This window comes from Streptomyces geranii, assembly GCF_002954775.1.
Classification (GTDB): domain Bacteria; phylum Actinomycetota; class Actinomycetes; order Streptomycetales; family Streptomycetaceae; genus Streptomyces; species Streptomyces geranii.
Genome location: NZ_PJME01000078.1, coordinates 18,989 through 27,791 on the forward strand (window position 1 = coordinate 18,989; position 8,803 = coordinate 27,791).

The 8,803-nt window shown below is 68.4% G+C and carries 6 protein-coding genes and 1 pseudogene; 4 read left to right on the forward strand and 3 right to left on the reverse strand.

Features of this window, described 5'->3' with window-relative positions:
• Positions 1-4 precede the first annotated feature (4 nt).
• Positions 5-805 (forward strand): pentapeptide repeat-containing protein, encoded by an 801-nt coding sequence (locus CW359_RS42920; protein ID WP_232838853.1) that lies wholly within the window; start codon positions 5-7, stop codon positions 803-805.
• Here CW359_RS42920 and CW359_RS42925 read toward each other — a convergent pair.
• On the reverse strand, positions 796-2,013 hold the full coding sequence (locus CW359_RS42925) for a DUF4158 domain-containing protein (protein WP_105975688.1): 1,218 nt from the start codon (positions 2,011-2,013) through the stop codon (positions 796-798). The genes CW359_RS42920 and CW359_RS42925 overlap by 10 nt on opposite strands.
• On the opposite strand from CW359_RS42925, the pseudogene CW359_RS42930 reads away from it, so the two are divergent.
• Positions 2,012-2,697 (forward strand): annotated as a pseudogene (locus CW359_RS42930) (ATP-binding cassette domain-containing protein). The gene CW359_RS42925 and the pseudogene CW359_RS42930 sit on opposite strands and share 2 nt — an antisense overlap.
• 431 nt (positions 2,698-3,128) lie before the next feature.
• Here the strand turns inward: CW359_RS42930 and CW359_RS42940 are convergent.
• Positions 3,129-3,623 (reverse strand): hypothetical protein, encoded by a 495-nt coding sequence (locus CW359_RS42940; protein WP_105975689.1) that lies wholly within the window; start codon positions 3,621-3,623, stop codon positions 3,129-3,131.
• A gap of 165 nt (positions 3,624-3,788) precedes the next feature.
• On the opposite strand from CW359_RS42940, the gene CW359_RS42945 reads away from it, so the two are divergent.
• Positions 3,789-4,241, forward strand: coding sequence for a hypothetical protein (locus CW359_RS42945; RefSeq protein ID WP_105975690.1), 453 nt, complete (start codon positions 3,789-3,791; stop codon positions 4,239-4,241).
• Positions 4,242-4,548: 307 nt separating this feature from the next.
• Complete coding sequence (locus tag CW359_RS42950) at positions 4,549-5,646, forward strand: HEAT repeat domain-containing protein (RefSeq protein WP_232838854.1); 1,098 nt, start codon at positions 4,549-4,551, stop codon at positions 5,644-5,646.
• A gap of 960 nt (positions 5,647-6,606) precedes the next feature.
• Here CW359_RS42950 and CW359_RS47765 read toward each other — a convergent pair.
• Positions 6,607-8,643 (reverse strand): DUF2637 domain-containing protein, encoded by a 2,037-nt coding sequence (locus CW359_RS47765; RefSeq protein WP_408647590.1) that lies wholly within the window; start codon positions 8,641-8,643, stop codon positions 6,607-6,609.
• Positions 8,644-8,803: the final 160 nt, after the last annotated feature.

Here is an 8,803-nt window from a genome sequence, read left to right on the forward strand (position 1 = left end):
AGGGGTGGTGACGGACACCGAGCGTGCACGACACGAAGCCGCCCTACGTGGCCTGCTCTACCTTGCGTGCCCGAACGTCCCCGCAACTTCGATCACCGCAACTGCTGCGGCTATCGCACAGCGAGCGGAAGAAACGCCTCGGGAACCAGTCCCCGAAGCCGCCCAGTTCAAGCGCCCCTCTGGACTTGAGTGGCGTGCACCTGGCCGCTTGGACCTGACGGGCGCGGACCTGGCGGAGGCAGACCTGAGCCGCGCGAACCTGATCAACGCGGACCTGGCGGAGGCAGACCTCACCGGCGTGAACCTGCCTCATGCGTTACTGATGGGTGCGAACCTGAACCGCGCCGATCTGACCGGCGCTGACCTGACCGGTGCATATCTGCGCGACGCTGACCTGACCAACGCGAACTTGACCCGCGCGGACCTGACTGGTGCTTACATGCCCCACGCGAAACTGCCCCACGCGAAACTGATCGCCACAGATCTTCCCCACGCGGACCTCACCGGTGCGAATCTTCCCCACGCGGACCTCACTGACGCGTACCTGCCTCACGCGCTTCTGACAGGTGCGAACCTGAACCGCACTGACCTGACCGGTGCGGACCTGACCGGTGCGGTGCTGAACCGAGCGACCCTCGTCTCAGCCGTGGGCATGGAACTTCCTCCCGGAGCGGTCTGGGACCGGAGAACTCTGTGGCCCAGCGAGTTGGCGCCGATCGTCGCCGCGCGGTCCGACGAGGTAAGCCCGGGTGTCTACAAGGTGCGCGGAGGAGCGCCGGACAGGCCTAGCCCGATTCAGGCCTGAAACGGTCGGACACCACCGCTGCAAGAAGCCCGCAGCGCCGCCTCACTCCGCCTCGGCGTTCCGGAGCCGCCGCGGCGATCGTGGCGAGCGCCTAGGCCAGCTGCTCGCCCGAACGACCTACTCGATCGCCGACCACGCGTCGACCACGGAGACGAGTTCGCCGGTGTCGGTCGCGGGTGGGGTCCCATCAGTGCGTCGACCGCCCCGGCGACCTTCTTCGCTGCCTTCCGCAGCTGCGGATGAGCCTTGAGCTTGGCGTCGTTGCCCATCTGCTCGGCCTTCGCGAGCAGCTTGGTGGCCATCAGCGCGTGCAGCAGATCGAGCGTGTCGTCCACCGTTGCCGTCTCCAGATGCCGCACTGTCGCCAGCAGTGTGGCGGTCTGCCTGGTGACCTCCAGCCGCTTCAGTGTCGGCGCCTTCGAGGTCAGCCCGTACCGGGCCAGCCCCGTCATTCGCGCGGCCGGGACGCGCCCGGCGTCCACCGCACCGGCGCCCAGGCCCCGGACCTCACGCGCGCGGTCCAGGGCGAGTTCCATGGCCCTGCCCGACACGCGCATCGGGCCCAGCCGCAGCCGTTCCAGCTCCGACACCCGCTTCTTCTCCGGCACTTCGAGCAGCCGGACCATCTCGGTGCGCAGGTCGTACGGGACCGCCTCGTACAGCGCGGCATGCAGCCGGTCGTTCTCCTCCGACCGTACGGCGGCCACCATCCGGGCCAGCGTCGAGACCCCGGGCAACAGCACCCGGTTGTTCACCAGCCACACCACCGCCCGGTCGAACAGGGCACGAGGCCCTTCCAACGACGACCACACCCGCGCCGCCAGGAATTCCCCCAGCTCCGCCTCACCTGTGGCGAAGTCCCGGTAGCTGTACTCGTCGCGGATCTTCCACGCATGTTCGTACACCGTCTGTGAGCGTGCCCCGTACTCGGCGAAATGCTCGTCGCCGACGCCGAGTTGTTCGGCGACGAACCGCACCACGCAGGCCGGCACCACGGCGGGGTCCTCTGTCAGAAAGGTCCCGAGCATCCGCACCGTGCCCCACTGCACCGCCCACCCCAGCCTCGTCGCCGGACGGCGCTTCGCCCGCGCCAGACCCAGCGCCTTCTTATCCAGACGGAAGAACTGCTCCAGCTCCCCGGGGGACGGCTCGGTGGCGAACCGGCCGTAGCGGGCCGCTTGCTCAGCAGACAAGTACTCAACAGGCATGCCGAGGACCGTAGAAACCGCTGACCAGGTAAAACAGCCACGTCACCGAACCGGAATCAAGATCGTCCCGCTACCGCTAACTTCCGTTCCGATATTCCCCGAGGGCCTTCTCGGGCCCAGCGGCTGCGGCAGATCCACCCTCGCACGCATCTCGGCGCTCCTCCACCGCCCCGGCGCGGGCACTCGGCTGCTGGACGGCGAGCCGGTACACCACTGGCGCCACCGAGCCCCGCGCGCCCAACGCACCGCCGTCGGCGGCGTCTTCCAGCAGCCCAGACTCTTCCGCGGCCCCCGGCTACGGCTCACCGACCTCATCGCCGGGCCTCTGCGCGCGAACGGCCGACGGGCCGAAGCACCCGACCCGGTCGCCGAACTCGCCCCCACGGTGGGCCTGGCACCCGGTCTGCCGACCCGACGCCCCCACGAGGTCAGCGACGGCCAGCTCCAACGCGTCTGCCTGGCCCGCGCTCCCGCTCGCTGATCTGCGACGGGCGGACCGCCCTGCTCGACGCCTCCACCAGCGCCGCACTCGTCACGGCCGTCGAGGACTACCGCGCCTCGACTGGCGCCGGTCTGCTCGCCGTCGGTCACGACCACATACTTCTCAACCGCTGGTGCGGCCGGGTGGTCCACTGGGATGCCCTGGGCTCGGCATCTGACCCGGCGGGTCACCCGACTCGCTGATCTGCGGGTTCTTGCCGGGGCGGCGGAGGCGGCCGTTCTCCACGTTTCGAGATGTCGAGTAGCGACGCGCGAGAGAACGGCTGCTGCCGATGAGTCTCTGCGCCGACGCGTCCGCAGGTGGCGCGCCGGGTGTCCTGTCCCGCTTTCGGTTGAGTTCCTTGATTGCCTCTCTGCTCGGGCGGACGCGCTCTTCGAGCTCACGGGCGCGGTGCTGGGCGTGGAGGGATCTATGAAGCCCTTGGTCGAGGGTTTGCTGGCGGTCGAGTGCCGGCGCGGGCACCGCCTTGTACGGGGTGCTGGACCGGGACTGACTGGGGCCAGGCTGTCCCGGCCTCACTGCCGCTGCCGGAGGCCGCTGACGGCGACGGGCTGGCCTTCGGGGTGTTGGCTGGGGCGGCAGCATTTGGGTGCAGTGGCCGTCGTGGCGGGGGTCAGGTGCGCGGTTTGAGCTTGACCAGGCGCACCTGCTCGCCGTCGAGCAGTAATTCGTCGATCAGGCTGTCGGTCAGGTCGTCGGACTCGTTGTCCTCGTCTCGCGGGAAGTCTTTGGTGAGGGTGATGTGGAAGTCGCGGAGGGCGTCGCGGATCTTCCCGGGCAGTTCGGGGTAGTCGGGGGTTTCTGCCGGGTCCGCGGAGATGGTCAGGCGTGCTTCGCGGGGGGCATCGATTCCGGTCGCCGATACGTCGACGCTGGCGGCCAGTCCGGCCTCCTCCACTGCCTTTCGCGCGGAGTCCATGAGGGCGATCGCGGCCAGGTATTCCTTCACCTGGTCCCTGCTGAATGCCGTCGCGACGCTCCGCCAAACGGCCATGGCGGGGACACCGGAGCGGAACGCGCGCGTCATGGTGTCGACCAGGGCGCGCTTCGCCCCGACATAGTTGTCGAGTTCTGGCCCGATGTTGTCGAGCGCCGTCTCCGTTTCCATACCGCGACCCTAACTAGCTGACGGAATTCAGTCCAGACGGAATTCAGTCCGAATCGTCGTCGCGCCATCACGGCGACGGCGCCGACTGCGACTGACCGAGACAGACGTCACCTGATCGCCGCACCTGTCACCGGCGCCACTGTGGCGGGCTGCCATCATGCCGGGATGGCCCACGACGCAGTGTTCTTCCTCGCTCCCGACGGCGAGACTGCCGCTTTGGCACGCCGGCGGGGGCCTGGTCAGGCGTTTGGGTCGGTGGCCTGCCGTTTCATTGAGCCAGACGGTGCCATCGCCGAGTGGGACATGTACTTCGCGGAGCCCTCGCCCGAGATCCCGCCGCTTGAGCAGCTCCTTGGGTGGTCGTGGCCGGAGTGGGTCACTGCCCCCTTGAACGATGGCGTTGAGGTGTTCGCTCTGCCGCAGCGGTTGACCCGGGCGTTGGCCGGCGCCAGTCCCACCGAACTGGAGGAGCTTGCACATCGCTGGACCACGAGGCTCAGATCTGCCGGCGAGGGCGAGGTGACCGACGATGAACCCCTGGCGGTCCTGCGGGGAGTCGCCAGGCTCGCGGCGTCGGCGGTGAGCACGGGCGGTGGCCTCTACAGCTGGAGCTTCTGACCGTCCGGTGGACTGTCCTGTCGAAGTGCATCGGTCAGATAGCGAGCCGTTGACCTGCTGGGATGCCAGGCCGATCGAGAAGACGCAGGCTCGGGTTTCTCACACGACCTGGCTTTCACGGAGGAGCGGTTCACAGAACTGCTCAAAGCGGCAGCAGGTGAGGCGTATGTCGGCGTCGGAATCCCCCGGCACCCTGGTGCGACCGGTTGTCAGTGCTGTTCGGCAGTGTGTGCAGGTGACGAATCAAGACGAGGAACGTGGCACCCCCATCTGGCCTGGACTGCCTCCGACGGCCAGAGAACTGCTCATGGCAACCGCATGGGATGCCCTGCAGCATGCATATGGGAGTGCCGAGGACACACCGCCGTACCTGTGCCAACTCCTGAACGAGGATCCCGAGGTGCAGGCCGAGGCACTGGGAATGCTCGATATGTCCGTGCTGCATCAAGGATCCCTGTACAGCTCCACCCCGCCGGCCGCACTGTTCGTTGCAGCGATCCTGGCCCACCCCCAGACCTTGGCCGAGCATGAGAGCTTCTTCCCCTGGGACGACCGGACCCGGCCCCTGCGGGCTGCACTACTCGACTGGCTCGGCCGGATCGCCGACTCGGCCTCCTACGGCGAGGACCCCGGCAGCGAGGGCGAGTACGGGGATGACTACGACGGCGAGGACGAAGACGAGATCGAGGCGATCCGCGCATGCCGAAGTATCCGACCCGAGCTCTACGACGCGGTCGAACCGTTCCTCGACGATCCGCATCCGGACACCCGAGAGGCAGCCCTCGCAACGGTCACCCTGCTTCTGAAGGCACCCGACCTCGCCGAACTCGTCCCCCGCACCGCCCACCGCCTGCGTAGCGTCCTCGAAGCAGACGGCAGCCGCCGAGAACGCTCCTCCGCAGCTCTGGCCATGGGCGCCTGGGGCCAGGACGTCACCGGCCTCCTCAACGATCCTGATCCAGCCGTGCGCACATGCGCCGCTCTGGCCACCGGATGCGCGCACATGCCCCGCGCCACCGCCGTCCTGCTCGAAGCCCTACAGAACCCGGCTGAGGCAGACCACTGGTTCCCCGACCCCCTCCCTCAGATCGACGGCTGGCTCCGCTTCACCCTCCTGAAGGCCATCCTTGACCGCGTCGACGCCTTTGAGGACCTGGCCCCGGCGGCCATGGCCCTGATACCGCTCGCCAGCGACTACACCGTCGACCGCGACTGGGGTCCGCTGCTCCTCAAAGCCTTCCCCACCGGCTACCGCCCCGGCCTGCCGCTGTCGGCCGCACAACGGGAGCTTCTGCAAGCCGTCACCGCCAATGACAACTGCTGGGGAAACATTGGCAACAAGATCCGCTGGCTCAGGGAAGCCGGCCTGCCGGAGCAGCGCGACGCCATCCGAGCCCTGCTCTGAGTGACAGGTACAGCGAGAACCGAACCAGAGATATGAGATCCAACCCCACGTACGGGGTGAACGTCGCCGCTCACCGCGCGGCACAGTGAGAATCCGACAGGCACGGTGCGACAGGACAGGTGGCACCTCTTCGAGCAGGGGAATCGCCGCCCGCTTCGGTGACAACCGGGCTGCCCAGCCGAAGCAGAAGACAACAAGGCCGACCGTCCGGTGACCAGCGGCGGGACCGCCGAACTACTGAAGCCCAGATCGGCCACCAGAACCGGGTGACATCCATCGCGCCCGGTCACACCGACCCGGTGACCGTTTACGGTCACGGTGCTGAGCAACGGCTGCGTAGGGCGCTGCGGGTCAGCGAGAGCGGGAGGAGACGGCGCGGGCTGCGCGGGCGAAGAGTTCCCCGCAGGCGGCCTCGTCGGAGGGGGCGCCCGCGCCCGCCACGTCGACAGTGTGTCGCGTACGGTCTCCGCAACCGTGTGCACAAGTTGGGCCAGAGCATCGTCCAGCGTGCCCGTCTCCCCGTCGCGTGTCCGGCCGGTGACCAGGACAAGGCCGTGGAACGGGTACATGGGCATGCCGCGCCACGCGCTCGCCAGCGCCCATGCGGTGTGATTTTCATCGAGTCCGGCCGCCTGCCCGTGGCCGCGCACGTGCAGCAACGTCCGCGGGTGATAGACGCCTTGATCGGCCGGCCCCGTCGACTCGACGCGGTCACGGATCGCCGCTTGGTTATCGGACGGCGGGAGGCTGACTTCCGTGACCGTAGCGGCGGGGGTGATCAGTAGTGCTCGCATGAAGCCTCACGGGTTCCTCGGAGTGGGAGTGCGTACGGTGCGGGATCGTCGTGTGTACGGACCACGCCATGCCGTTCTGAACAGGGCTTTCGCTTTCTTCCTTGTGGGGGAGTGGGTTTGAGGCTGATGGGTTCGCCTGTCACACGAGGGACGGACGGGTGTGGTCTCACTGTTGTGCCTGTGCCTGTGCCTGTGCCTGTGCCTGTGTGTGGTGGTGGGTGAGTGTCTGCCAGCGTCGTTCGAAGTCGTTGGCATGGTCGGCGATGTACGTGGTGGTGATGGGTTTGTTGTGCTGCGCGGTGATTCCCTGGGCCGCGCATTCCTGGGCGATGGCGTCGAGCGGCGGTGTGTTGGTGTGTACCCGCTGTTCGGCCCAGAGCCGGTAGATGCGGAAGGGCAGTAGGTAGCGGCGAAGGTTGGACGGGCTGACCGGGTTCTCGCCGCGGGCGCCGTACATGCCCTGGTCCGCAAGATGGGCTGACAGTTGCTCGGCTTCCTGCGTCGAGGACATGGGTTCGCCGTCGTGCCGCAGCCGGTACTCCGACCAGGCTACGTAGTAGCGGTCGACGGTGGTGAGGGCGACGGCCGTCGCTGTCGCGTCGTCCTTGTGGGAGGGCGAGCCATCTATGGCGGCGCTTACGCGAGGGGTGCGCTGGTTCTTGGCCATGTGTGCGCCCGTGTCGACGGGTGGCGCCTGGGGTTCCTCCTGCGCTTGCTCAGGTTCGTCGGCCTGTTGTTCGGTGCCGTCGGCAGGCTCCTCGGCGGACGGATCCGGCCCGGCGGGCTCGCGCTGCTCGGAGGTCGCGGTGTAGGCCGACAGGTCCTCGCCGGTGCTCGGGCGTCCGCCCAGGCCGCTGATCTCGTCGTGGGCGCGGACGCATGCGGCGAGGGTGTCGGCGTCGGGGTATCTCCCGTGCTCTTGCCCGTACGCCAGCCGGGAGTTGCCGAAGTAGTCGAAACGTTGGTCGGCCGCCGGGTTGGCCACGCGTGGTTCATCGGATGGGTCTATCTCCTCCGCGGGCACAGTGCGGCGTTCCCGGGGGACCTGGAGGAGCGGCTTCACTTGCTTCCCGGAGAGCGGGCCACCGGCCTCGGTGGCTATGCCGTGCTCATGGCGGAGCCACAGGGCCCACGGTGTGGGTGTCGGCTCGCCCGGTAACTGCGTGACGGACGCCCGGTAGGCTTCGGCGGATCGCTCGGCGTCTTCCCGGCCCGTACTCTCCTGCTCACGTGGGTGCTCGGGTGCTGCGGCTGGAGTCGGCACGGGGTGCGCTCCCGTCCTTGCCAATTCCGTGGTCTCCGTCTCCTGACCGGGTGTCACCTCGGGTGTGGAGACGTCGGGCTGACCGGGGGCGGAGACCGGCTCGGCGGCGTCGAGGAGCGGCGGTCCGTCGATGCCTGCGGCTGCGTGGCTGGAGGGGGTTGTTTGGGTGAGGGGGATGCCGTAGCGGGCGAGGCGCAGGGGCATCAGGGACTCGACGGGGGCCTTGCGGCGCCAGGCGCGGCCGAAGCGGGCGTGCAGGCGGGCCTGGTAGACGAGGCGTTCCTGCTCCAGCTTGATGACCTGGTCGTAGGAGCGTAGTTCCCACAGTTTCATCCGGCGCCAGAGGAGGAAGGTGGGGAGGGGGGAGAGCAGCCAGCGGGTGAGGCGGACGCCCTCCATGTGCTTGTCGGCGGTGATGTCGGCCATGCGGCCGATGGCGTGCCGGGCCGCTTCGACGGAGACGACGAACAGGACCGGGATGACGGCGTGCATGCCGACGCCGAGCGGGTCGGGCCAGGCCGCCGCGCCGTTGAAGGCGATCGTCGCCATCGTCAGCAGCCACGCCGTCTGGCGCAGCAGCGGGAAGGGGATCTGGATCCAGGTGAGGAGGAGGTCGAGGGCGAGCAGGACGCAGATGCCCGCGTCGATGCCGATCGGGAAGAGGTAGCTGAAGTTCCCGAAGCCTTTCTGGACCGCCAGTTCGCGGACCGCCTTGTACGACCCCGCGAAGCCGATCCCGGCGATGATCACAGTGCCGGACACGACCACGCCGATGAGCACCCGGTGCCCGCGGTTGACGATTCGTACGGTGTTGTTTCCTGTCCGTGGGGCGGGCGGTGGCCCGGACGCGTCGCCCGGCGTTTCCGGGTCCGGCCTGCTGTGTCCGGAGGGTGTGCGGGTGTACGGCGTGGTGTGCTGCGGGTGCCGGGTGGTGCTCATGTGTTCCCGGCGGGTGGGGGAGGGGCTGGCCGGAGGAGTTCGTCGATGAGGTGTTCGGTCGACGGTTCCAGGTCGCAGTCGAGTGCCCGGTTGACCTGCTGCACGCGGGCGACGTGTCGATCTGGGGGTGGGTAGTTGGTGTGGTGGGTGGGGTGTGAGC

What these genes read in the sequence shown, in the direction of transcription:
- CW359_RS42925 (WP_105975688.1), bottom strand. Translation starts at nt 2,013, where the DNA reads ATGCCTGTTGAGTACTTGTCTGCTGAGCAAGCGGCCCGCTACGGCCGG.
- CW359_RS42940 (WP_105975689.1), bottom strand. Translation starts at nt 3,623, where the DNA reads ATGGAAACGGAGACGGCGCTCGACAACATCGGGCCAGAACTCGACAAC.
- CW359_RS42945 (WP_105975690.1), top strand. Translation starts at nt 3,789, where the DNA reads ATGGCCCACGACGCAGTGTTCTTCCTCGCTCCCGACGGCGAGACTGCC.
- CW359_RS42950 (WP_232838854.1), top strand. Translation starts at nt 4,549, where the DNA reads ATGGCAACCGCATGGGATGCCCTGCAGCATGCATATGGGAGTGCCGAG.
- CW359_RS47765 (WP_408647590.1), bottom strand. Translation starts at nt 8,643, where the DNA reads ATGAGCACCACCCGGCACCCGCAGCACACCACGCCGTACACCCGCACA.